This is a genomic window from Clostridium sp. AN503 (genome assembly GCF_040719375.1).
Taxonomy (GTDB): domain Bacteria; phylum Bacillota; class Clostridia; order Lachnospirales; family Lachnospiraceae; genus Brotaphodocola.
Genome location: NZ_JBFDTP010000002.1, coordinates 1,215,924 through 1,238,077 on the forward strand (window position 1 = coordinate 1,215,924; position 22,154 = coordinate 1,238,077).

General features: G+C 50.4%; 26 protein-coding genes. 21 read left to right on the plus strand and 5 right to left on the minus strand.

The features are described from left to right. Positions 1–13 precede the first annotated feature (13 nt). Both AB1I67_RS12865 and AB1I67_RS12870 read left to right on the plus strand, forming a co-directional pair. Positions 14–1,507, plus strand: coding sequence for an IMP dehydrogenase (locus tag AB1I67_RS12865; protein ID WP_367030267.1), 1,494 nt, complete (start codon positions 14–16; stop codon positions 1,505–1,507). A gap of 292 nt (positions 1,508–1,799) precedes the next feature. Further along, positions 1,800–2,615, plus strand: coding sequence for a zinc finger domain-containing protein (locus AB1I67_RS12870; RefSeq protein WP_367030268.1), 816 nt, complete (start codon positions 1,800–1,802; stop codon positions 2,613–2,615). Between the two features lie 67 nt (positions 2,616–2,682). Here the strand turns inward: AB1I67_RS12870 and AB1I67_RS12875 are convergent, their stop codons facing one another. Then, positions 2,683–3,591: a LysR family transcriptional regulator gene (locus tag AB1I67_RS12875; RefSeq protein WP_367030269.1), complete on the minus strand. Its 909-nt coding sequence runs from the start codon at positions 3,589–3,591 to the stop codon at positions 2,683–2,685. Positions 3,592–3,799: 208 nt separating this feature from the next. Here AB1I67_RS12875 and AB1I67_RS12880 point away from each other — a divergent pair, with 208 nt between their 5' ends. Both AB1I67_RS12880 and AB1I67_RS12885 read left to right on the plus strand, forming a co-directional pair. Further along, on the plus strand, positions 3,800–5,074 hold the full coding sequence (locus AB1I67_RS12880; RefSeq protein WP_367030270.1) for an SLC13 family permease: 1,275 nt from the start codon (positions 3,800–3,802) through the stop codon (positions 5,072–5,074). A gap of 38 nt (positions 5,075–5,112) precedes the next feature. Next, positions 5,113–6,255 (plus strand): PrpF domain-containing protein, encoded by a 1,143-nt coding sequence (locus AB1I67_RS12885; protein WP_367030271.1) that lies wholly within the window; start codon positions 5,113–5,115, stop codon positions 6,253–6,255. A 72-nt stretch (positions 6,256–6,327) separates the two neighbouring features. Here AB1I67_RS12885 and AB1I67_RS12890 read toward each other — a convergent pair whose 3' ends face one another. Beyond that, positions 6,328–6,909, minus strand: coding sequence for a flavodoxin family protein (locus AB1I67_RS12890; protein ID WP_367030272.1), 582 nt, complete (start codon positions 6,907–6,909; stop codon positions 6,328–6,330). Between the two features lie 132 nt (positions 6,910–7,041). Between AB1I67_RS12890 and AB1I67_RS12895 the strand changes: the two genes are divergently transcribed. From AB1I67_RS12895 to AB1I67_RS12930, 8 genes are all read left to right on the plus strand, one after another. Next, positions 7,042–7,395: a helix-turn-helix domain-containing protein gene (locus AB1I67_RS12895; RefSeq protein WP_367030273.1), complete on the plus strand. Its 354-nt coding sequence runs from the start codon at positions 7,042–7,044 to the stop codon at positions 7,393–7,395. Between the two features lie 47 nt (positions 7,396–7,442). Then, positions 7,443–7,898: a GNAT family N-acetyltransferase gene (locus tag AB1I67_RS12900; protein ID WP_367030274.1), complete on the plus strand. Its 456-nt coding sequence runs from the start codon at positions 7,443–7,445 to the stop codon at positions 7,896–7,898. Between the two features lie 275 nt (positions 7,899–8,173). Next, positions 8,174–8,437 (plus strand): hypothetical protein, encoded by a 264-nt coding sequence (locus AB1I67_RS12905; RefSeq protein WP_367030275.1) that lies wholly within the window; start codon positions 8,174–8,176, stop codon positions 8,435–8,437. Between the two features lie 133 nt (positions 8,438–8,570). Beyond that, a complete protein-coding gene (locus AB1I67_RS12910; protein ID WP_367030276.1) occupies positions 8,571–9,017 on the plus strand; it encodes a hypothetical protein in 447 nt (148 codons plus the stop codon). Positions 9,018–9,059: 42 nt separating this feature from the next. Continuing rightward, positions 9,060–9,566, plus strand: coding sequence for a hypothetical protein (locus tag AB1I67_RS12915; protein ID WP_367030277.1), 507 nt, complete (start codon positions 9,060–9,062; stop codon positions 9,564–9,566). A 3-nt stretch (positions 9,567–9,569) separates the two neighbouring features. Next, the gene (locus AB1I67_RS12920; RefSeq protein WP_367030278.1) at positions 9,570–9,734 is read left to right on the plus strand and encodes a hypothetical protein; all 165 of its coding nucleotides are present in this window, start codon (positions 9,570–9,572) and stop codon (positions 9,732–9,734) included. A gap of 147 nt (positions 9,735–9,881) precedes the next feature. Next, positions 9,882–10,100 (plus strand): PC4/YdbC family ssDNA-binding protein, encoded by a 219-nt coding sequence (locus AB1I67_RS12925; RefSeq protein ID WP_367030279.1) that lies wholly within the window; start codon positions 9,882–9,884, stop codon positions 10,098–10,100. Positions 10,101–10,287: 187 nt separating this feature from the next. Continuing rightward, the gene (locus tag AB1I67_RS12930) at positions 10,288–10,671 is read left to right on the plus strand and encodes a hypothetical protein (protein ID WP_367030280.1); all 384 of its coding nucleotides are present in this window, start codon (positions 10,288–10,290) and stop codon (positions 10,669–10,671) included. Positions 10,672–10,750: 79 nt separating this feature from the next. On the opposite strand, the gene AB1I67_RS12935 is transcribed toward AB1I67_RS12930, so the two are convergent. Genes AB1I67_RS12935 through AB1I67_RS12945 form a run of 3 tightly spaced genes read right to left on the minus strand, consistent with a single transcriptional unit; the run spans position 10,751 to position 13,215 of the window. Further along, the gene (locus AB1I67_RS12935) at positions 10,751–11,305 is read right to left on the minus strand and encodes a hypothetical protein (RefSeq protein WP_367030281.1); all 555 of its coding nucleotides are present in this window, start codon (positions 11,303–11,305) and stop codon (positions 10,751–10,753) included. Further along, positions 11,295–12,044: an SDR family oxidoreductase gene (locus AB1I67_RS12940; protein ID WP_367030282.1), complete on the minus strand. Its 750-nt coding sequence runs from the start codon at positions 12,042–12,044 to the stop codon at positions 11,295–11,297. The genes AB1I67_RS12935 and AB1I67_RS12940 overlap by 11 nt, the downstream gene beginning before the upstream one ends. A gap of 55 nt (positions 12,045–12,099) precedes the next feature. Beyond that, complete coding sequence (locus tag AB1I67_RS12945) at positions 12,100–13,215, minus strand: enolase C-terminal domain-like protein (protein WP_367030283.1); 1,116 nt, start codon at positions 13,213–13,215, stop codon at positions 12,100–12,102. Positions 13,216–13,510: 295 nt separating this feature from the next. Between AB1I67_RS12945 and AB1I67_RS12950 the strand changes: the two genes are divergently transcribed. The 9 genes from AB1I67_RS12950 to AB1I67_RS12990 all read left to right on the plus strand — a co-directional run bounded on the left by AB1I67_RS12950 (position 13,511) and on the right by AB1I67_RS12990 (position 22,098). Next, positions 13,511–14,605 (plus strand): TRAP transporter substrate-binding protein, encoded by a 1,095-nt coding sequence (locus AB1I67_RS12950; RefSeq protein ID WP_367030284.1) that lies wholly within the window; start codon positions 13,511–13,513, stop codon positions 14,603–14,605. Between the two features lie 12 nt (positions 14,606–14,617). Further along, positions 14,618–15,133, plus strand: a complete 516-nt coding sequence (locus AB1I67_RS12955) for a TRAP transporter small permease (RefSeq protein ID WP_367030285.1) — start codon at positions 14,618–14,620, stop codon at positions 15,131–15,133. Beyond that, positions 15,126–16,424 (plus strand): TRAP transporter large permease, encoded by a 1,299-nt coding sequence (locus AB1I67_RS12960; RefSeq protein ID WP_367030286.1) that lies wholly within the window; start codon positions 15,126–15,128, stop codon positions 16,422–16,424. The genes AB1I67_RS12955 and AB1I67_RS12960 overlap by 8 nt, the downstream gene beginning before the upstream one ends. Before the next feature lie 274 nt (positions 16,425–16,698). Next, complete coding sequence (locus tag AB1I67_RS12965) at positions 16,699–17,802, plus strand: TRAP transporter substrate-binding protein (protein WP_367030287.1); 1,104 nt, start codon at positions 16,699–16,701, stop codon at positions 17,800–17,802. Positions 17,803–17,837: 35 nt separating this feature from the next. Then, the gene (locus AB1I67_RS12970; protein WP_367030288.1) at positions 17,838–18,350 is read left to right on the plus strand and encodes a TRAP transporter small permease; all 513 of its coding nucleotides are present in this window, start codon (positions 17,838–17,840) and stop codon (positions 18,348–18,350) included. Continuing rightward, positions 18,347–19,645, plus strand: coding sequence for a TRAP transporter large permease (locus AB1I67_RS12975; protein WP_367030289.1), 1,299 nt, complete (start codon positions 18,347–18,349; stop codon positions 19,643–19,645). The genes AB1I67_RS12970 and AB1I67_RS12975 overlap by 4 nt, the downstream gene beginning before the upstream one ends. A gap of 78 nt (positions 19,646–19,723) precedes the next feature. Beyond that, a complete protein-coding gene (locus tag AB1I67_RS12980) occupies positions 19,724–20,431 on the plus strand; it encodes an RraA family protein (RefSeq protein WP_367030290.1) in 708 nt (235 codons plus the stop codon). Between the two features lie 66 nt (positions 20,432–20,497). Then, positions 20,498–20,827, plus strand: a complete 330-nt coding sequence (locus tag AB1I67_RS12985) for a UxaA family hydrolase (protein ID WP_367030291.1) — start codon at positions 20,498–20,500, stop codon at positions 20,825–20,827. A gap of 14 nt (positions 20,828–20,841) precedes the next feature. Then, complete coding sequence (locus tag AB1I67_RS12990) at positions 20,842–22,098, plus strand: UxaA family hydrolase (RefSeq protein ID WP_367030292.1); 1,257 nt, start codon at positions 20,842–20,844, stop codon at positions 22,096–22,098. The last annotated feature ends 56 nt before the right edge of the window (positions 22,099–22,154 follow it).

Genomic DNA, 22,154 nt, shown 5'->3' on the forward strand with positions numbered 1-22,154 from the left:
AAGGAGGCGTGACATGGCATTTTATTATGAAGAACCATCCAGAACGTTCAGTGAATATCTTTTGATTCCGGGATATTCGTCTACAAAGTGCATTCCTTCGGAGGTAGATCTAAAGACTCCCCTGGTCAGATTCAGGAAAGGGGAGGAACCGGCTCTTTCCATCAATATCCCAATGGTCTCCGCGATCATGCAGTCTGTCTCGGACGACAGGCTGGCAGTGGCGCTTGCCCAGGAGGGCGGTATGTCCTTTATCTACGGGTCCCAGCCGGTTGAGGAGCAGGCGGCCATGGTAAGACGGGTAAAGCGTTACCGTGCCGGGTTTGTGGTAAGCGATTCCAATGTTTCTCCGGAGATGACGCTGTCAGACGTGCTGCGGCTGACGGAAGAGACCGGGCATTCCACCATAGCGGTCACGGAGGACGGAAGTCCCAATGGAAAGCTGCTGGGCATCGTCACCAACAAGGATTACCGTGTCAGCCGCATGACCCCGGACACCAAAGTAAAGGAATTCATGACAAAGCTGGAGCACATGGTCTATGCAGATGAGGATACCACACTGAAAGAGGCCAACGATATCATCTGGGAGCACAAGATCAACTGCCTGCCGCTGGTCAACAAGAATCAGGAGCTTGTCTATCTGGTGTTCCGCAAAGACTATGACACCCACAAACAGAATGAGAACGAGCTGATCGACAGTTCCAAGCGTTACATGGTGGGCGCAGGCATCAATACGAGAGATTATGAGGAGCGCGTCCCGGCTCTTATAGAGGCAGGTGCGGATGCGCTTTGTATTGACAGCTCAGAGGGATTTTCCGAGTGGCAGAAGATCACCATCGACTACATCAGGAAGAATTATGGCGACGCTGTAAAGGTAGGCGCCGGCAATGTGGTGGATGCCGAAGGATTCCGTTTCCTGGCGGAAGCGGGAGCGGATTTTGTCAAGGTCGGGATCGGCGGCGGAGCGATCTGCATCACCCGGGAACAAAAGGGAATCGGCAGAGGCCAGGCGACGGCGCTGATCGAGGTGGCGAAAGCCAGGGATGCCTATTATGAGGAGACCGGCATTTATGTTCCGATCTGCTCTGACGGGGGGATCGTCCACGATTATCATGTCACTCTGGCACTTGCCATGGGAGCTGATTTTGTCATGCTGGGCAGGTATTTCGCCCGGTTCGATGAAAGCCCGACCAAGCGTGTCAATATCAACGGAAGCTACATGAAGGAGTATTGGGGCGAGGGCAGCGCCAGGGCGCGGAACTGGCAGCGGTACGATATGGGCGGAGAGAAGAAGCTTTCCTTCGAGGAGGGCGTGGATTCCCTGGTGCCTTATGCAGGAAGCTTAAAGGACAATGTGAATTTAACCTTGAGCAAGGTGCGCTCCACCATGTGCAACTGCGGCGCGCTGACGATCGCGGAGCTGCAGAAGAAAGCCAAGATCACGCTGGTTTCTTCCACCAGTATTGTGGAAGGCGGAGCACATGATGTGATGCTGCGCAATCCCAAATAAACGATCCTTTCGATTTGGACACAGAGGGTATCTGCAAATGCCTTCTGTGTCCATTTGTTTATAAAGCCAGTACTGTTTCTCCGGTTTTATGGATTTACAGCGTTATTAATTTTTGTTAAATGTACAGATTATGAAGAGGAATATGACAGCAGATGTCAGGTTTTATCTGGTATGATATAACCACAGTCTCAGATGACGGAATCTGCACAAATGAAATATGCAGGAGCAGAAAATATAGGAACAGAAAATGTAGAAGCAGAAAATACAGGAACAATAACGAGGAGGAAGCGCCATGCTGGAACTACCGGAAGTACGAAACATCTCATCCCAGCTTCAGAATTATGTCACAGGAAGAACAGTCGTCCAGGTCCTGCCGCCGACGAAGAAGCATAAGTTCTGCTGGTTCAACGGAGAACCATCGGATTATGACGGAGTTCTGGCCGGGAAAAAGATCATCGGGGCGCAGGGGTTTGGAATATTTGCAGAAATCCTGTTTGAGGAGGGATACAAGCTAAGCTTCAACGACGGCGTGAATGTGCGTCTTTTGCAGGCAGAAAAACTGCCGAAGGACTATCAGCTCCTGGCAGTCTTGGATGACGGCAGTGCGCTTGTATTCTCCGTAGCCATGTATGGCGGTATCATTCTTCACCGGGATAACTATTATAATGAATATTATGAGAGCAGCAGGTATGCGGTGTCTCCGTTTGAGCCGGAGTTTGCCGCTTATTATCACAAGGTTTTAAACGAGAGCAAGCCGGGACTCAGCGCCAAAGCGCTTTTAGCGGCTCAGCAGCGTTTTCCTGGGATCGGCAACGGCGTACTCCAGGACATCCTGTTTGAAGCAAGGATACATCCCAGAAGAAAATTGCAGACACTGACGGCTGAGGATCGTGACAGGCTGCTCACCTGCACGGTCTCTGTCCTGCGCGAGATGACGGAAAAAGGAGGACGGGATACAGAACGTGACCTCTTCGGCAACCCCGGAAGATACCTTACAAAGATGTCAAAACTCACCTGGACCGCCCCCTGCCCCGTCTGCGGCGGTCCCATTACCAAAGAAGCATACATGGGCGGCTCGGTCTATTATTGCCCGGCCTGCCAGCCGTAACGATCGCTATCCGCGTTCTCCCGTCGTCAACAAACTTCCCTGCGCCGAACTGCAACCCAACCTCCCCCTAGGTAAAATCCTTCACAATCTTGATATACTCTGTCGCGTGATAATTCAGATAAGAATTCTTCCGATAAGCGGCAACGAAATCAATCAGGGTGCGGTGGCGTCCGAAGGAGAAGCAGGCGATCTTGTCACTGATATTCATGTGCTTTAAATGGGTGTCGGTGACAAATGCGATCCCGTATCCTTTGGAGGCAAGTTCAGCTCCCGCATGGATATTGCTGGTCACCAGCGTCCGGCGGGGGCTGATATTTAAATCCTGGAAAACCAGGTCTACCACCTGTCTTGAACGCTGTCCCGGCTCCTGGAGAATGAAGATATCATCGCTCAGCCGGGATAAGTCAAACCATGGATAACGGTAGCCTTCCCTCCGGATCCCCTGGTCTGCCAGGGGGTGGCGTGTGGACATGACTAAAAGCATCTCCTCGCGGCTGATGATCTCGCAGTCCACCTCCCGGCTTTTCACAGGCGCATTGAAGAATGCCAGATCTGTTTCTCCTGACAGGATCATGGCCTCTAAGGAGGAGGACGCTGACTCTTTGATATTGATCTGCACGTTTGGATAGAGGCTTTTAAAAATAGGCAGGGTACAGGGAATCAAGTAGGTTCCCCTCATCATGGGGAATGCAATGTTAAGAACGCCGATATCACTTTTGATAATATCCGACATCTCGTTATCCAGCTCTTTCTTGAGCTGAAGGATCTCCCCCGCCTTTTCCACATAGCGCTCTCCGGCATAGGTGAGCAGAAAACGGTTGCCTGACTTTTTAAACAGCTTTTGGCCCAGGCTCTGTTCCAGATTCTGAAGGAATTTGGTCAGCGTGGGCTGTGTGATATATAAAGAGTTGGCGGCCTTTGTGATATTCTGGTATTTGGCAACGGCTATGACATAGGAAAGATCTTTAAAATCCATTGAGTACCTCCATCTGAGAATCATTTTACAGGTATATCTTATCCCACTTTTTCCAAAGATGCAAGAAGTTATGGTTAAAAACTATAATTTATATGAAAAACATGAATTAGACTTATAAACCCTTGCGTGGTATAGTAGATTTATCAAATGAGTGATGTGTCGATTAACCGCGGAAATGAGATATGTCCAATAAAAAGAGGAGCAGAGTATGAGCCATATTGATATTATTTCGATTGTTTTTCTGTTTGTGATAGTGGGTATTGGATTTGTAAAAAAATGTAATATCGGCGTTCTTGCAATTGGTTCCGCCCTTATTCTGGGGAAGCTCGGGGGGCTTAGCGACAACGCTGTCCTGGCAGGATTTGATGCGAAGCTGTTCATCACCCTGGTGGGCGTATCCTTCCTGTTCAGTGTTGCTCAGGTAAACGGTACTTTGGAGCTGGTGGCGCGAAAAGGGATCGGACTTGCGGGAAAACGCACCTGGCTGGTGCCGATCATCATTTTCCTGGTGTCCGGTATCCTGACGATGATCGGGCCGGGCAATATCCCGGTAGGCAACTTAATGACGGTCGTAGCAGTGACCGTGGCGGTCAGCATGGGTGAGAACCCGATCCTGTTCGCTTTGGCTGCAAAGGTGGCTGCAAATGGTTTTACCCTTTCCCCCCTGACACCGCCGGGCGTACTCATGAACACACTGGGAACTGAGGCGGGGTATACGGATTTTGCCATGCCGGTTATGTGGAACTGCATTATCTGGGCGGTGATCCTGATGGTCGGATTCTCCATTTACTATAAGATATGGAAGATCAAACCCGGCAGCGCCAATACCGGCGTGCTGGAAGCAAAGACAAAACTGAGCCGCCCGCAGTGGATCACCGTACTGGGTATCGTGATCATGGTGATCATGGTGGTTGCGCTTGGGTTTAATGTGGGGCTGTCCTCCTTCTTTGTTGCTGCACTGCTTGTGATCGCCGGTGTTACGGATGAAAAGAAAGCGCTGACAAAGGTGCCGTGGGGGACCCTGATCCTGATCTGCGGTGTCGGCACTCTGATGAATATTGTGATCGAGCTGGGCGGTCTGGCGGTGATGTCGGATGCACTTTTGTCCATTATGACGCCAAAGACGGCGGCGCCGATCATTGCGGTGACTTCCTCCATCCTGTCCTTCTTCAGCTCCACCACTGGCGTGGTCATGCCTTCCATGATCCCGACGCTGGGGCCGATCGTAGAGACGCTGGGAACCGGATCTGCGGGATTTGCCCAGCTGGCAAGCGTTGTGATCACTTCTTCCCTGTCGGCTGCATTCAGCCCGGCATCTACAGGAGGCGGACTGATCATGGCTGCATACATGACCGCATCGGATTCCGAAGAGAAGGATAAGGAGCAGAACAAACTGTTTGGCCGTCTGTTCATCATTGCGGTGGTGTGCGTGCTTGCCAATGCAGTACTGTCTGCAATCGGGATCTATGGAATCATTGTTTAAAGAAGAATGGCCGGAAGCCATAGCGAGGAGAGAAAAACATGCTGGATCAGAATAGAAGAAGGATTCCCTGCACCATCATGCGGGGCGGCACCAGTAAAGGTGTGTACATATTGGAAAATTATCTGCCGAAGGAAGAGAAGGAGAGGAATGACCTGCTTTTGAAGATCATGGGAAGCCCCGACCTAAAGCAGATCAACGGGCTGGGAGGCGCGGCCTCTGTGACCAGCAAGGTAGCTGTTGTGGGTGTTTCCAGTCGTCCGGATGCGGATGTGGATTATACCTTTGCCCAGGTTGCAGTGGATAAGCCGGTGGTCAGCTACAAGGGCAACTGTGGGAATATTTCCTCCGGTGTCGGGCCGTTTGCCATCGAGCAGGGACTGGTGAAGATGACGGAGCCGGTCACCCGGGTAAAGGTGTACAACACCAATACCGACAAGATCATTGAGGAAGAAGTGGTCGTGGAGAACGGCGCAGTCAAATATGACGGGGATTTTGCCATTGCCGGAGTGACAGGGACAGCTTCCCCGATTAAATTAAAATTCTTAAACCCGGCGGGCAGTGTGACTGGAAAGCTTCTTCCTACGGGAAATCCCGTAGATGTGCTGGAAGTTCCTGGCCTGGGTCCTGTATCCGTGTCCATAGTGGATGCCGCCAATCCGTTGGTGTTTGTGAAGGCGAAGGATCTGGGGCTTACGGGTAAAGAACTGCCGGCTGAGCTGGATGGAGATGAAGAGAAGCTGGATCTTCTGGAAACTGTCCGTGGACTGGCAGCGGTAAAGCTTGGGCTGATCGACGATTACAGGGAGTCAGCCTTTAAGATGCCGGGAGTTCCCAAGATGACCTTTGTGGCAGAGCCGGAGGATTACATGGCAGCGGGTGAAAAGCAGGTGAAGGGGGAGGACATTGACATTCTGTCGCGTATGATGTCCATGCAGAAGGCCCATCCCACCTACGCCATGACAGGAGCCATGTGTACGGCGGTGGCGGCAGTCATTCCGGGCAGCATCGTGAATCAGGCGGTGAGGCCGGGCGTTGACCCGGAATTCATCCGCATCGGCCATGCCGGCGGCGTACTGGAAGCCGGGGTGGAATACCGTGAGAACGATGGGGCGATTGAGGTGGAATCCGCATTTGGATTCCGGACTGCGAATTTAATACTGGAAGGTTTTGTATATTGCTGAGAAAAGAAAAATCCGGGATTCGTTTCCGGATTTTTCTTGTTTTATGGCTTTAAATAAATCTATCTATAAAGGTTAGGAATATATGGTCCGGCCGAAGTGGCAGGCTTCTTTTAGGTGCTGGGTTTTAGTTATCTGGGGGGAGCCGTTGGTGTCGCCGCAGCCGCCGGCCAGGAGCGTGCCTTTGTTGTGGAAACCGATGTAGTTGATCAGGGTATAGTTATAGTAGGAGAGGGCCTGCTCGAAGGTCCAGAAATAATTATCTGCGGAAGTCATGAGCAGGGCGCAGTCGTGTACGGGGTACTTTTCATAGCGGCCGTAGGGTGGATCCTGGTCTTCTTCTGCCAGGCAGTAGAAGCGCTCGATGAAGGCTTTGAGTCTGGAGGAGATGGTCCAAAAGTACAGGGGGGAGGCAAATGCGATCAAGTCGGCTTCTTTTATTTTGGGTATGAGCTGGTTGAAATCATCTTTTTGTACGCATGGTTTTCCATAGCGGCAGGCGTTGCAGCCTGTGCAGCCGTTTACCTGGAGTTTGTTTAGGTTAATGTGTTCTGTCTGGTGTCCGGCTTCGGTTGCTCCTCTTATGAATTCATTTATCAGTTGGGCGGTATTGCCGTTTGGCCGACCGCCGCCGGAGATGATCAGGATCTTTTTCATGATTGGTTTCCTTTCCTGGGGAGTAGGGTTTTCGTTGAGGTTTTGAGTGCTTTATGTTATTCTAGAACTATAATGATGGAATTACAAGTACGCACTTTTTTGACAAATACTATCTGAAAGGAAAGTGTCAATATGAGTATGGAACAGTTTGAAAAAAGGATCGTATCCCTGACGGATACTCCGTTTGGTTATACGTTGTCGATGATCGGAGGGAAATGGCGGCTGGTGATCCTTTACTGGCTTGTGGAATACGGGACGCTCCGGTTTAATGAACTGCAGCGGAAGATCGGAACGATCACGTATAAAACGCTGAGCGTGCAGCTGAAGGAGATGGAGACGGACGGCCTGATCATCCGCAGGGAATACCCTCAGATTCCTCCGAAGGTGGAATACAGCCTTTCGGAGAAGGGCCGCTCTCTGCTCCCGGTCATGGAGGCTATGTGCCAGTGGGGGATGGAGAACGGGAATAACAAAGAAACGATATAGAGAAACAAGCATATAGAAAAATTGGAATTGATAGAGGCGAGCAGTTTATGAAAATGGAATATAGACAAGCTGATATAGCAGATGCAGAATTGCTGATTGATATTTATAATGCTTCGTTTTATAGCGATTATATCAAATATGGTGAATGTCCTGCGTATGGAAAAACGAAAGAAATGATGGAAAAGTCAATAATAAACTATCCTAATTTTATTATACAATGTGACAGTAAACCGATTGGTTGTATCTCATGCAAAAAGTTGGAAAATCATACATATGAAATTGGATGTTTATGTGTTATTCCGACCTATCAAGGTAAAGGAGTAGGCACGCAGGCAATGGAATACATAAAATCTTTATATAAAGATTGGCATAAGTTCACTCTAATAACACCAGCAGATAAACAAGAAAATGTAAAGTTTTATACAGAAAAATGCGGATTTGATATAGCGTCGTATGAAATGGATGGAAATGTTGAAGTGGCTCGATTTGTTTTAGAACGATAAATTTATATTTTGAAGGGGAGGTACAATGATGCCGCTGGAAAAAAGTTTACGATTATTTTCACAATTATGATAAGCAGACTTATCAGGTTGTGGCTTGTATGGGGAATGAGCCGTCAGAACAGGATATAAAGGATTTTTAGAACCTGATCGCTTTTTATGCACTGTAAGCTATTGGAACTGTCATATTGTATGTGAGGATGATGAGTGAAACATCATATATTTGGTGAGCTGGAATTCAATCCGGACAAAGAAGAATATGAGACGAAGAAAATTTTATGTTTTGGTGGAAAGGAAATGGAAGTTGGGGAGATACAGATCATACTAACAGCTTTCTAAAGTTTGAAACTGCACAGGATGTTCTGGACAATACGGAGCTTTATGGGATACAAATAGAAACACAATCGCCGGATAACCAAGACGACAGATACGTTGTGTTGCTGTTTAACGCCGAGTGGGTAAATGATGATTATAGAATTCTAAGTGTAGCTCTGGTTAACGAAAAAGTAGACGAAGTTACAGATCAAAACTTGACGGATTAAATAGACAATCCTGTTTGCAGCAATTGGTTTTATGCGGAGGCATCATTCGCATATTGCTATTGCATTGTTTATGCTATAATGAGCATTATGCAGTCTTTGAAAGCTCACGGAAATGAGCGAGAAAGGTGGATTTATGTCAGACTGGATTGTGAAAATCGTACCTCAAGACCCATTGTATAAGATTCCAGAGCATCTGCTCAAAAGAAGCAGAGATTTTCTTAAATCGAAATTGGATTGTGAGTCAATTGAGATCCAATGCACCTTGACACCTGTTTTTGTTGATTGCGGCAGTAATCTTGAACGTATCGTCTGTCCTGACTGTCATTCAGAGCTTCTTTTTGACTGGTGGGCTAAAGCCATGGATCAGGCTGGTGAAAATGAATTTGTATCATTAGAAACAGTGTTGCCCTGCTGCGGGAAAACGGTTTCCCTGAATGATTTGGAATATCATTTTCCGTGCGGGTTTGCATGTTGTGTGATAAATATACTTAATCCTGTCTGTGATGTTGAAGATGGCGTCATAGATTCTATTCAAAAGATACTTGGTACCCATGTCCGCATTATAAAGGCACATATATAATTTTCTATAGGGTGAGTTGGGGGCTTATGGAGGTGATGCAGATTGAATCATATAAAGGCAGTAAGCGGATTATCTCCGTATATGGGCAAAAATGAACATTTATCAATTTATATTGATGACAAACGCCTCGATGAAATACTGTCACAAGAAGTTCAAAAGGAGTATTTAGGCTTAATACCGGCGTGGCTGAATTTTTATGACAAAGCGTTTGCTCCGAGTATGAAGGAAAAAGAGTATGTGTGGAAGCAAACGCAGTTATCCGACAGGCCTGTAGTTTTACCGATATTGCTTTGTCCTGATGATTTTGATTTTAGCTGTACGGTTATTGTAGTAGAAGTTGTATACATTGATGATAAGGTTATTTGGCGTAGATTTGGAATGGATATCACACCATATGATGCAGATGAAACTGAATTGCCAAAATATATTGGGAAAAAGGTTGACTGGTTTCATGATCTTGGCCCTTTTGAGTTTTCTAAAGAGGAGTATTTGCAGTGCGTTTCTCAATTCAGGATGTTGGACAGATCACCTTTTCAGAGTGTGGAGTGAACTATGGAATTAAATATAAACCAGCCTGCTTATTTCAAAGAGCATTATGGTATAGATGATGAAGTACATAAATTCTGCCAAAAGGCACAGCTCCACGAGAAGTATATGACAGCGGAAAATGGAAAGAAAGCGCAAAATTCCTTTGCAATAAAAGTGTTGTTTGCATAACAATTAGAATGAATTTTGAGAATTACTACAAAGCAGATAGTTTAGGGAAGATAGAGCAAACAAAAGAAATGGTTTTTACAGCAGTAAATCGGATCAAATCTAAAGTGATGAGGTTTTTATTTTGGGTTTTATGCTGAGAGGAGTTTTATGAAAAAATATACAATATACAAGCATATAGGAACTATATCTCATCCAAATAATGGTTGGATAAAAGAATTAAATTATATTTCATGGGATGACAGAGAACCTGTCTACGACATAAGAACGTGGAACTTAGAACATACCCAATATGGCAAAGGCGTCACAATAACTGCAGGCCAAATGGTAGCTTTAAAAGAATTACTAAATCAAATAAGAGTGTTCTAGCATTTAACTTGCTAACGCTTTTGTTTTTCTTCCCCAGCGGAGCCAGGAAACAGTCGGGGAATGGGGGCAGGGCGGGACGGAGGCGGAGAATGGCATATTGCGGAGGTTCGGAAAAACTTAGTCTGCAAAGCCGCCAAAACTGGGGCCGGAGCCTGACGCTGGGCGTCAGGCGGAGAGGGGACCGAAGATGAGAAGTCCATCAGGAGTTCTCATCGCCTGTCCACAGTGCCCCGGTTTTGGCGGCTTTGCAGACTTAGATTTTCCTACCGACGACAAACAAGCCATTCTCCGCCTCCGTCCCGCCCTGCCCCCATTCCCCGACGTATCCCCTCCGCCCCCCAGTTATGATACCCTCAGACAAAGTGCCGTATTGGGAGCAATGATTACAAGATTCTGTCATATAGAGAAATGTAGGAAACAGATAGGGGTTTTTGAAGAAGAGGATCTCTTTCTGGGAATCCTGCTGTTCCTGGTTTTTGTTGGCATTCTGCTGATCGCCGCAGTCAGCGGGATTGCGTTTGCGGGATATGGGATTATCTGGATGTTTTGTGGTATTATGAACGTTATGTAAAAAAAAATCCGGGGAAGAATCAATTGGTCCTTCCCCGGATTATATGGAACTTAGCTTGGACTCCGTCTTTGAATCAATGTCAGGGCGCGGCAGTCTTTTTCTTCTTTAGATAAAGCACTCCTCCGGCTGCTGCCATGACTATGACCAGCACAATGGTAGAAACTGTATCGGAGGTTTCCTTCATGAATTCCAGCCGGAATTGACGCAGTCCGGCTTCTTCATTCTTTTCGATGCGGATCTCCACGGCCACGGATGTTTCGGTGGAACCAAGCCGTGAAAAGTCAAACAGTCCGCCCATATGGTGCAGATAGACCTGCCCGTTTTCCTGGATCGGCTGCCAGTCGGCGGGGGCCTCTGCCTCGTCAGATATTACGCGGACGGAGACGACCGGATTCTGATCACTCTCCCAGAATACGGCGACGCGGTCGAAGGGGTCTGTCACGATCCGGGTCAAAAACGTGCCGTCCGCTTCCTGTGAAAATGCAGAGCCTGGTATTGTGAGCGAACGGCTTTCGGCGGCAGATGCAGGCAGGGCGGCAGTGAGAGAGAAGGCACAGGCCATCATCAGGGCGCAAGCCAGCGCCAGGGGCCTGGCACAGTCCCGGGTCCTGGCACGGGAACTTCTAATAGCCATAGGCCAGCGCTCCTCCGTCCAGAGCGTAGTCCTGCCCGGTGATATAGCTTCCGTTCGGACCGATCAGCAGTTTCGCCATGGCGCCCAGATCGGCGGTGTCGCCAAGAGCGTGCATGGGCATTCTTGCGAGGATCTTTGCGCCCCGTTCATCATCCATGATATCATCCAGCATTTTGCTCCGGAACCAGCCGGGGGCAATGCTGTTGACGCAGATATTGTCACCGGCCCATTCCACGGCCAGGCCCCGGGTCATACCGCAGACGGCAGCCTTGCTGGTGCTGTAGGGCACCACCTGGGAGAACCCCAGATGAGCGCTCATGCTGGAAATATTGATGATCCTGCCTTTGTGCGGACTTGCTTTTAAGTAAGGATAGCAGATCTGGCACATCCGGAATACGCAGGTCACGTTCACATTGAGTACCCGTTCAAATTCTTCCATCGGAAAATCCTGCGCCAGGCACTTGTAGGTGGCGCCTGCGTTGTTCACAAGGAAATCCAGATGTCCGTCATGACGCTCTGCCAGCTCTTTGCAGAGCTGTTCCATGGAAGAAAAATCACTGATATCCCCTTTAATGTTAATGGTGCCAGGTATGCTTTCTCCAAAGCCTTCTTTTGTTTTGCCGGTCCGGCTGATAATATATACGGTGGCCCCGGCCTCTGCCAGAACATTGGCGATCGCCAGGCCAATTCCGCTGCTTCCGCCGGTGACAATGCCGGCGCGTCCTTCTAATTCCTTCATAAGAGATTCCTCCTCGCTCCCTGCTGCGATGGCGCAGCGTGATGATGGCCTGTTATCAAAGCTCCAGCTTGCGGTGGCTGCGGCAGGCTTTTTCAATCAGTTCCCAGTCTAATTCCACACCGACCCCGGGACCCTCCGGCGCCGTGATCACCCCGTTTTCAATGGGCAGCAGCCCCTTCATGGGAAGCTGGTAATTCTCCTCAGGGACAAAATATTCAAAGTATTCACAATTGCGGATCGCACAGCTTACATGAAGATTCACAATATCCATGTAGTTCATGGTGGTGGTGTGGATCTCGCAGTTCATGCCGAAGCCCTCAGCCATGTGAGCGATCTTTAAGGTGCCGGTAATGCCGTCCTTCCAGCTTACGTCTGCACGGACAATATCGGCGGCGCGCTGGGCGATCACCTGCGCCACACCCCAGTGGGCCCCGCGGGTGGTCTCCGTTGCCGCAATGGGGATATCCAGGGTACGGCAAAGCTCGGTGTATTTATAGAGCTCGAAGTCCCGGAAAGGCTCTTCCAGCCACTTGAAGTTTAGCCGTTCCAACTGGCGTCCGACAGCTACGGCGTCGCCCATGGTATACTCGCCTACCGGGTCGCTCATCAGCACGTAGTCCGGGCCGACAGCATCCCGAAGGGCCTGATGCACTTCCATGTCAAAGCTGACCGGCCCTGCAGGATGAGCCTTGTAGCCCGGGATGCCAAGGGCCTTGTAGTGAAGGGCCTCGTCCACATATTCCTGCACAGTGCCGTGAAAATTGCCGCTGGCGTAGGCTGGAAGGCTGTTGCGGTAAGCGCCTATGTATTTATAGAGCGGGAGCCCTGCTTCCTTTGCACAGATATCCCACAATGCCACATCGACCGGTCCCGGCAGATAGACAGGAAAGAAGGTTAAGTGGCGGTCGATATTCCAAAATTCATGCCAGATGGCTTCCCGGTCATGGGGATCCCGGCCCATAAGGACCGGCGCAATGTTGTCATAAAGATAGTTTTCAGTGACGGCTCCGCTGCGGGCGGCAAGACAGGTGGCGATTCCGTCAATCCCTGCATCAGTGCCAATCCGGATAACCATAACATCCCAGTCCATGGATGCCCCTCCCTGGCGTTTCTTGTCAAAAAGGCAGTGTTCCCTGCTGACCCACCAGGTTTCGAATGATGTGATCTTCATAATCATACTCTCCATTTCTTTTAAAGTGTTACATAGCTCTTGATTTGAATACTATCACAGGAAAATAGAAATGTAAATGCTAAAACGTTTTTTATTATATAATCTACAAAATACACAAAAAGCACGAACGATATTTACAAAAAATAAGATAAAAAGACAAAAGATAAAAATATAGCCATAAAAATACATCTTAACATCAAATTTATGGACAAAAATACAATTAAAGTTTACTCTTAAAACGCAAATAAATTAAAACGTTTCAGAAAGTGTAAAATCAAGACAGGAGGAAGGCGGTATGAAAAGAAAGGTTTTAGTAATTGCGCTGGCGTCGGTGCTGGCAGTTGGGTTGACTGGCTGCGGGGGTGGGAACCAGGCGGCGGGCGGAACTGGAGCGGGGGCCGGCGCTGCAAAAAGCGGAGATGCCAAGGCGGCGGATGGGCCGCAGGCGGGCGGCGCGGCGCCGGAGATCGTATTGAAATACGCGGAACTGAACAGTGACGACAATATCAATACGCGGGTGGGGTACGAGTTTGCAAATTATGTGGACGAAATGTCAAAAGGGCGCATCAGGATCGAGGTTTACCCCTCATCTACCCTGGGAGATGAAAAAACCTGCTTAAACGCGTTGCAGATGGGCGGCGGTACGGTGGATATGTACAGAGGGAACACCAATTCCCTGTCGGACTACGGATTTAGAAAACTCAATATGTTTGGGCTTCCGTTCATCTTTACAGACCGTGAGAGCATGTGGGAGGTCCTGGAGCATGAGGAGCTTGGACAGGCTTTTCTTACAGAAGGCGCAGAGGCAGGTGCGGGTATGGTTGGCGTTTTCTATATGGACGAGGGCGCCAGAAATATGTTTACGACCAAAACGATCGGCGGCCTTGGGGACATCCGGGATATGAAGATCCGTGTTCCTGAGACGGAACTGATGATGGATACCATGAAAGCCCTGGGCGCACAACCGACCCCCATATCCTACAGTGAACTGTACAGCTCTCTGCAGTCAGGCGTAGTGGATGGCGCAGAGAACGGATACCCGGGGTATTCGTCCAATAAGTTTTATGAGGTGGCGCCCTATTATCTGCTGAGCGGACACACATTCAGCCCGGGCATTGTGCTGATGGCGGAGGCGAAATGGAACGCCCTCAGCCCGGAGGATCAGCAGATCCTGCGCGATGCGGGGCAGAAAGCTTCTGAGTGGAATAAGGCTGCGATCGAGGAGGAGGAAGTGGCTATACGCAAGGACTTGGAAGACAAAGGCGTGACCATTGTGGAGCTGACCTCTGAGGATAAGGCTGCGGCCCAGGCAGCTTGCGAACCGGTATGGGCGGATTACACGGATGGGATTGAGGGGCTGCTTCAGAAGATGATCGAGGTTCAGCGCTAAGGAGGAAATGGAATGAAAAAGTTTTATGATGCAGTCTATTGGCTGTTTATGTCGTTCTGCAAAATGGTTTTTATTGCATCGATCTGTATTACTACCTGGGTGGTGTTCTGCCGCTATATACTGCACTCTACTCCGCGGTGGGGGGAGCAGGCGATCCTGATGTGCATGGTATATATGGCCCTGATCAGCGCCTCCCTTGCGGTCAGGACGGATACGCATATCCGGGTCATGCTGATCGATTATCTGCTGCCGAAACGGGCGATCGGTCTTTTGAAGGGGATGAGCCATGTGATGATATTTGGGTTCAGCCTGTTTATGATCATTTACGGCATCCAGTTTACGGCTTTGATGGGCAGGAGCGTGATGTCCGGCCTGGGCTGCAAGCAGAGCTTTCTGTATGCGTCGGTGCCGATCGCCGGTATCTGCATGCTGCTGATGCAGAGTGAAAAATTGTTTTTATTTGTTATGAGGCGGATGGGGAACGTGCCGGAAGCGTATCTGAAAGAAGGGGGAGGTATCAATGATTAGTGAATCTGTGGCGATTGGAATCTTACTGATAACATTTTTCGGGTTTATTGCATTTCGCATGCCGGTGGCCTATGCGATCGGTGTGTCCAGCGTGATCACCATGGCATATTTGCGGCTGCCGCTGATGCAGGTGGTACAGCTGATGGTAAAAGGGGTATTCTCTTTTTCTCTGATGGCAGTTCCGTTCTTCATTATTGCTGGTGAGATTATGGGGAAAGGCGGTATTTCTGATAAACTGATCGAGCTGTCGGATGCGCTGGTGGGGTGGATCCGCGGCGGACTGGCTATGGTCAATATTGTGGCTTCCATGTTCTTTGGCGGTATTTCCGGGTCTTCTGCGGCAGATACGGCTTCGCTGGGGACTATCCTGATCCCGATGATGGTGGATCAGGGCTATGATGATGATTTTTCAACCAATGTTACGATGGCCAGCTCGGTGCAGGGCATCCTGATCCCTCCCAGCCATAACATGGTGATCTACGCCACGGTGGCGGGCACTGTATCGATCGGGCGGCTGTTCCTGGCGGGCTTCGGGCCTGGTATTTTGCTGGGGATCGCACTGATGATCTACAGCTACTATGTATCTGTGAAAAAGAATTATCCGAAAGGTGCGCCGTTCAGCCTGAGGACCCTGGTGAAAGCTGCCGGCAGTGCGGTCTGGGGGATGTTCACGGTGATGATCGTGGTTGTGGGCGTGGTCATCGGTATTTTTACGGCAACGGAGTCAGCCGCGGTAGCGGTGGTGTGGGCGCTGATCGTGTCCATGTTCATATACCGGAAAATGACGCTGAAGGATTTCTGGCAGGTATTGGAGAATGCGCTGAACACCCTCGCGATCGTTTTGATCCTGATCGCAACCTCCTCGGCCTTTGGATGGCTGCTGACTTATCTGAAGGTCCCGGCTATTGTGTCCGGCGCGATCATGGGATTTACCACCAATAAATACCTGATCCTGGTGATGATGAATATCCTGATGCTGATCTTCGGGACCATGATGGATATGAGCTGCATCATTCTGGTGCTGACTCCGATCCTGCTCCCTATAGCGACCAGCATTGGTATTGATCCGGTGCATTTCGGCGTTATCATGATCGTGAACCTGGGGATCGGCCTGATCACCCCGCCGGTCGGATCTACTCTGTTTATTGGCGCTGCGATTTCCAAGATACCGATTGAACGGCTGTCCAGGACTCTTGTCCCGTTTTATCTGGTCATGCTGGTTGTACTGCTCATGGTTACCTATATTCCGGCGTTTGTCATGTTCCTTCCGAACCTGGTCATGCCGGTTTAAAAGGCGGGATCATGGAATTATAAAACGTTTTTTAGTGCAAAATATACAAAAACAGGGGGTGATATAAATAATATAGAAAGATAACGTTAAGATTTTGCAAATGAATATACGGAATAGCCAATTTTGCGTGGTGAATCAAGAACTATATTGACAAAATGACAGCCATGGTATAAGCTAAAACTATCAAATAAATGAAACGTTTTAGTAACGCGGAGGCATGGACTGCGACAGAACGTTTCCTACAAAATCTAACGTTATCAGGAGGAAGTGTTTTATGAAGAAGAAATTACTGGCACTCACAGTTGTATCAGCTCTGGCAGTCAGCCTGGCAGGCTGCGGCGGCGGAAGTACAGCGGCAACTACAGCAGCGGCGAAAGCGCCGGAGGCAACCACAGCGGCAGGTGCGGCAGCAGATACCACAGCAGCAGGCAGCGATGCGGCGGCAGCGCCGGAGATCGTTTTAAAATATGCCGAGTTAAACAGCGATGACAATATCAATACCAGAGTTGGATATGAGTTCGCAAAATATGTAGACGAGATGTCAAATGGACGTATCAAGATCGAGGTATATTCCTCCTCGACCTTAGGAGATGAGAAAACCTGCTTAAACGCTTTGCAGATGGGCGGCGGCACCGTGGATATGTACCGCGGCAACACCAATTCCCTTTCCGATTACGGTTTCCAGAAACTGAATATGTTTGGCCTTCCTTTCATCTTCACCGGACGTGACGGCATGTGGAAGGTTCTGGAGGATGAGGAACTGGGACAGGCATTCCTGACAGAGGGTTCTGAGGTTGGGGCCGGTATGGTCGGCCTGTTCTACACCGACGAGGGCGCCCGCAACATGTTTACCACAAAAGAGATCAAGGGTCTTGGCGATATCAAGAGCATGAAGATCCGCGTGCCGGAGACCCAGCTGATGATGGACACCATGAAGGCCCTGGGCGCTGAGCCGACCCCGATCTCCTACAGCGAGCTGTACAGCTCCCTCCAGTCCGGCGTTGTCGACGGCGCTGAGAACGGATATCCGGGATATGCTTCCAACAAATTCTATGAAGTAGCTCCTTACTACCTGCTGAGCGGCCATACCTTCAGCCCTGGCATTGTCCTGATGGCAGAAGCAAAATGGAACGCACTCAGCCCGGAAGACCAGCAGATCCTTCTGGATGCAGGCCAGAAAGCATCTGACTGGAACAAAGGCGAGATCGATGCAGAGGAAGAAGTACTGCGCAAAGACCTGGAAGACAAGGGCGTTACCATCATCGACATGACTCCGGAAGATACTGCAGCCGCACAGGCAGCATGTGAGCCGGTATGGGCTGATTACAGCAAGGGTATTGAGGATCTGCTGACGAAGATGGTTGAAATCCAGAAATAATAACCACTGATCGGACGAAAGCAGGAGGAAGACCCATGAAGAAGTTTTATAATGCAGTATACTGGCTGTTTATGTCATTTTGCAAACTCGTATTTATTGCATCCATCTGTATCACCAGCTATGTGGTATTCTGCCGGTATATCTTACACTCCACTCCCCGGTGGGGTGAGCAGGCTATCCTTCTCTGCATGGTTTACATGGCTTTGATCAGCGCCTCTTTAGCGGTACGGACGGATACCCATATCCGTGTGATGTTGATCGATTACCTGCTGCCAAAGAGAGCGATCGGCTTTTTGAAGGCCATGAGCCATGTGATGATCTTCGGCTTCAGCCTGTTTATGATCATCTATGGTATCCAGTTTACTATGCTGATGGGCAAGAGCGTCATGTCCGGTCTCGGATGCAAGCAGAGTTTTCTGTATGCATCCGTGCCCATAGCCGGAGTATGCATGCTGCTGATGCAGAGCGAGAAATTTATCCTGTTCTTCTTAAAAATGATGGACAAGGTGCCTGCTGATTATAAAGAGGAAGGAGGGGAAAGCAAATGATTAATGAATCCATAGCGATAGCGATCCTGCTGATCTCATTTTTTGGTTTTATTGCTTTCCGTATGCCGGTAGCTTACGCGATCGGCGTGTCCAGTGTGATCACGATGGCTTATTTACAGCTTCCGCTGATGCAGGTGGTCCAGCTGATGGTAAAAGGCGTATTTTCCTTTTCTCTGATGGCAGTGCCGTTCTTCATCATTGCTGGTGAGATCATGGGAAAAGGCGGTATCTCAGATAAACTGATCGAGTTGTCGGATGCGCTGGTGGGCTGGATCCGAGGCGGTCTGGCGATGGTAAATATCGTGGCGTCCATGTTCTTTGGCGGTATCTCCGGTTCCTCTGCAGCAGATACGGCTTCACTGGGAACGATCCTGATCCCCATGATGGAGGAGCAGGGGTACGACGGGGACTTTGCCACAGATGTTACCATGGCAAGCTCTGTACAGGGCATCCTGATCCCGCCAAGCCATAACATGGTCATCTACGCAACGGTTGCAGGCACCGTGTCTATCGGGCGTCTGTTCCTGGCAGGGTTTGGTCCCGGTATCATCCTGGGCGTGGCCCTGATGATCTACAGCTACTACATATCAGTAAAGAGAAATTACCCGAAGGGCGAACCGTTTTCCATCAGGAACCTGGTGAAGGCCGCGGGCAGTGCGATCTGGGGTATGTTCACGGTGATGATCGTAGTCGTAGGCGTTGTCATCGGTATCTTTACCGCCACCGAATCTGCGGCGATCGCAGTGGTGTGGGCGCTGTTCGTGTCCATGTTTGTATACAAGAAGATGAATTTAAAGGATTTCTGGCAGGTGCTGGAGAATGCGCTGAATACGCTGGCGATCGTGCTCATCCTGATCGCGACCTCCTCAGCCTTTGGATGGCTGCTGACCTACTTAAAGGTGCCGGCGATCATCTCCACCGCGATCCTTGGTTTTACCACCAATAAGTATCTGATCCTGATCATGATGAACATTCTGATGCTGATCTTCGGGACCATGATGGATATGAGCTGCATCATCCTGGTGCTGACTCCGATCCTGCTTCCCATAGCGACCAGCATTGGGATCGACCCGGTACATTTCGGTGTTATCATGATCGTGAACCTGGGGATCGGTCTGATTACCCCGCCGGTTGGATCGACGCTGTTCATCGGCGCGGCGATCTCCAAGATCCCGATCGAAAAGCTGGCCAAGAGCATGCTCCCGTTCTATCTGGTCATGCTGATCGTACTGATCTTTGTAACCTACATTCCGGCGTTTGTCATGTTTCTTCCGAACCTGATCATGCCGGTGTGATAAAAGAATACTGTAAATCTTATGCTGCTGTGGTGCCTTCGGGCGCAGCAGCAGTATTTTTAGAAGGAGAATTTTAAAATGGCTTTGTGGAAAAACGATGAAGAAATGTTCCAGCTTATGAAGGATAAGCTTTATACCCCGGTGGTGGGTGATATTCTGGACCAGATGGGATATCCCCACCAGTTCCTGCCAGCAGAGATCCGCCCGCTTGCAGCGATGGTGCCTACAGCGCCCTTTGTGAACGGGGAAGAACCGGACAACCGGCTGAAGATGGCCGGTTTTGCCTGTACCGTCCTGGAAAATGACGTGTATGGCGAGCCGGAGAAGCCCTTTGGCCTTCTGACCGAGGCACTGGACCAGTTAAGGCCCAATGAGATCTATGTAGCCACCGGCGCTCACAACAGCGCGCTGTGGGGCGAGCTTCTGACCACCACCGCAAAGACCCGGGGAGCATCCGGCGCGGTGCTCGACGGATACACCAGGGATACGCCCCAGGTGCTGGGACTCAACTGGCCGGTGTTTGCCAGAGCCTGCTGGGCGCAGGATTCCAGTATCCGTACCTACGTGTTTGATTTCCGCTGTACCATCGAGATCGGACAGGTGACCATCCATGACGGCGACCTGGTATTCGGGGATGTGGACGGCGTGCTGATCATCCCGAAGGAAGTCTATGTGGAGGTGCTGGAAAAGGCGCTGGAGAAAGCTGCGGGAGAGAAGAAGGTGCGCAAAGCGATCGAGGACGGCATGAGCGCGACCGAGGCGTTTGCAACGTTTGGGATATTGTGACCGCGGGGCTGCGGTAAAGCCGGGCTTGGGCCGCAGCTTGAATGAAGGGAAAATGCAGCAGGAGGAATGACAGTGACGGCATTTCAGATTGATTTGAAAGATAACGTGGCGACGGCCTTAGAACCGCTGCAGCCAGGCAGGATCACACTGCGGGGCGATTCTGCGGAGCAGTTTATGACGGCGGTGACGGAGATCCCGGCAGGCCACAAGATCGCGCTCCGTGAGATTGCGGCTGGTGAAGATATCGTCAAGTACGGCGTCCGGATCGGCCGGGCTACGGAGGACATTAAAAAGGGAAGCTGGGTCCATCTTCACAATATCCGCAGCGTATATGACGAGCGTTCCAGCCATTTGGACGCGGTGACGGGTGCGCCCAAAGACACCCGGTACGAGTAGGAGGGATGGAGCGTATGGAGCCGATAACAGGAATGGAGCAGAATGGAACAGATATGCTTCGCCAGATGCGATGGCAGGGATATGCCAGAAAAAATGGCGGCAAGGGGATCCGCAACCGGGTCCTGGTCATCTACACCGTAAAGTGCAGTGAGCATGTGGCGCGCAGGATCGCAGAGCTGGCGGATCACCCGGATGTGGAGGTGTTGGGCTTCGATGGATGTACGGACAACCAGTATGCGGTAAACTTACTGATCAGCCTGATCCGCCATCCCAATGTGGGGGGCGTGCTGGCTGTGGGGCTTGGCTGTGAGTATGTCCAGCCGGAATGGCTCGCCAGGATCGCCGGAGAGGAAGGAAAGGAAGCGGACTGGATGTTCATCCAGGAGGCGGGCGGAACCAGGGCCGCGGTGGAAAAGGGGCTTTTAAGCGTGAAAGGGATGCTGGAGGCGCTGTCCCATACGCCGCGGGCCGACATGGGGTTTGAGGACCTGATCATCGGCGCAGAGTGCGGCGGGAGTGATTATACCAGCGGTCTTGCCGGGAATGTGGTGGTGGGACGTTTCTATGACAAGCTTGTGGATCTGGGGGGTACCGCCATCTTTGAGGAGATCGTGGAGGCGGTGGGGCTTAAATGTCTGCTGACCAGCCGGGCGGCGGATGAGAAAGCGGAGGCGGAGATCGCCTACACCTACGACAAGGCCCTTGATTACTGCAGGTCGGTCCGTCAGTATTCTGTCAGCCCGGGCAATTTTGCAGGAGGCCTTTCCACCATTGAGGAAAAGAGCATGGGCGCTGTCGTCAAGAGCGGGAGCCGCCCGATCCAGGGCGTCTTAAAGGTTTCGGTACCGGCGGTGAAGCCGGGGCTGTGGCTTTTAGACTCCACGCCGGACCCGTACTGGATGCAGTTTGGTATCACCAATCCCAACGACAATGAGGGCCTGATGGACCTGATCAGCTGCAACGCCCACATTGTGTTTCTGGTGACAGGGCGCGGCAATGTGGTAGGCAGTGCGGTCAGCCCGTGTATCAAGATCACCGGGAACCACCAGACCTTTGTGCGGATGGAGGAGGACATGGATTTTGATGCCAGCCCGGTGCTGGAAGGGGCATGCAGCCAGGATGAACTGGCGGTCCGTCTGGCCCGGATGGTGGCTGGAGTTGCCGGGGGAACGCCCAGCAAGAGCGAGGCTCTGGGACACAGGGAGTATTTTGTCCCGTATAAATATCAGGAAAAGCAGGTGGGCGCAAAGCGTGCCTGTGAGGATATATAAGACAGCATTTTTAGATGACATGGCGGCAGAGAGCGCTGTGTATTTGAGGAGGATGA

Excerpts from the sequence above, each read along its gene's own strand:
- AB1I67_RS12865 (WP_367030267.1), top strand. The coding sequence starts at position 14 with ATGGCATTTTATTATGAAGAACCATCCAGAACGTTCAGTGAATATCTT.
- AB1I67_RS12870 (WP_367030268.1), top strand. The coding sequence starts at position 1,800 with ATGCTGGAACTACCGGAAGTACGAAACATCTCATCCCAGCTTCAGAAT.
- AB1I67_RS12875 (WP_367030269.1), bottom strand. The coding sequence starts at position 3,591 with ATGGATTTTAAAGATCTTTCCTATGTCATAGCCGTTGCCAAATACCAG.
- AB1I67_RS12880 (WP_367030270.1), top strand. The coding sequence starts at position 3,800 with ATGAGCCATATTGATATTATTTCGATTGTTTTTCTGTTTGTGATAGTG.
- AB1I67_RS12885 (WP_367030271.1), top strand. The coding sequence starts at position 5,113 with ATGCTGGATCAGAATAGAAGAAGGATTCCCTGCACCATCATGCGGGGC.
- AB1I67_RS12890 (WP_367030272.1), bottom strand. The coding sequence starts at position 6,909 with ATGAAAAAGATCCTGATCATCTCCGGCGGCGGTCGGCCAAACGGCAAT.
- AB1I67_RS12895 (WP_367030273.1), top strand. The coding sequence starts at position 7,042 with ATGAGTATGGAACAGTTTGAAAAAAGGATCGTATCCCTGACGGATACT.
- AB1I67_RS12900 (WP_367030274.1), top strand. The coding sequence starts at position 7,443 with ATGAAAATGGAATATAGACAAGCTGATATAGCAGATGCAGAATTGCTG.
- AB1I67_RS12905 (WP_367030275.1), top strand. The coding sequence starts at position 8,174 with ATGTTTTGGTGGAAAGGAAATGGAAGTTGGGGAGATACAGATCATACT.
- AB1I67_RS12910 (WP_367030276.1), top strand. The coding sequence starts at position 8,571 with ATGTCAGACTGGATTGTGAAAATCGTACCTCAAGACCCATTGTATAAG.
- AB1I67_RS12920 (WP_367030278.1), top strand. The coding sequence starts at position 9,570 with ATGGAATTAAATATAAACCAGCCTGCTTATTTCAAAGAGCATTATGGT.
- AB1I67_RS12925 (WP_367030279.1), top strand. The coding sequence starts at position 9,882 with ATGAAAAAATATACAATATACAAGCATATAGGAACTATATCTCATCCA.
- AB1I67_RS12930 (WP_367030280.1), top strand. The coding sequence starts at position 10,288 with ATGAGAAGTCCATCAGGAGTTCTCATCGCCTGTCCACAGTGCCCCGGT.
- AB1I67_RS12935 (WP_367030281.1), bottom strand. The coding sequence starts at position 11,305 with ATGGCTATTAGAAGTTCCCGTGCCAGGACCCGGGACTGTGCCAGGCCC.
- AB1I67_RS12940 (WP_367030282.1), bottom strand. The coding sequence starts at position 12,044 with ATGAAGGAATTAGAAGGACGCGCCGGCATTGTCACCGGCGGAAGCAGC.
- AB1I67_RS12945 (WP_367030283.1), bottom strand. The coding sequence starts at position 13,215 with ATGAAGATCACATCATTCGAAACCTGGTGGGTCAGCAGGGAACACTGC.
- AB1I67_RS12950 (WP_367030284.1), top strand. The coding sequence starts at position 13,511 with ATGAAAAGAAAGGTTTTAGTAATTGCGCTGGCGTCGGTGCTGGCAGTT.
- AB1I67_RS12955 (WP_367030285.1), top strand. The coding sequence starts at position 14,618 with ATGAAAAAGTTTTATGATGCAGTCTATTGGCTGTTTATGTCGTTCTGC.
- AB1I67_RS12960 (WP_367030286.1), top strand. The coding sequence starts at position 15,126 with ATGATTAGTGAATCTGTGGCGATTGGAATCTTACTGATAACATTTTTC.
- AB1I67_RS12965 (WP_367030287.1), top strand. The coding sequence starts at position 16,699 with ATGAAGAAGAAATTACTGGCACTCACAGTTGTATCAGCTCTGGCAGTC.
- AB1I67_RS12970 (WP_367030288.1), top strand. The coding sequence starts at position 17,838 with ATGAAGAAGTTTTATAATGCAGTATACTGGCTGTTTATGTCATTTTGC.
- AB1I67_RS12975 (WP_367030289.1), top strand. The coding sequence starts at position 18,347 with ATGATTAATGAATCCATAGCGATAGCGATCCTGCTGATCTCATTTTTT.
- AB1I67_RS12980 (WP_367030290.1), top strand. The coding sequence starts at position 19,724 with ATGGCTTTGTGGAAAAACGATGAAGAAATGTTCCAGCTTATGAAGGAT.
- AB1I67_RS12985 (WP_367030291.1), top strand. The coding sequence starts at position 20,498 with ATGACAGTGACGGCATTTCAGATTGATTTGAAAGATAACGTGGCGACG.
- AB1I67_RS12990 (WP_367030292.1), top strand. The coding sequence starts at position 20,842 with ATGGAGCCGATAACAGGAATGGAGCAGAATGGAACAGATATGCTTCGC.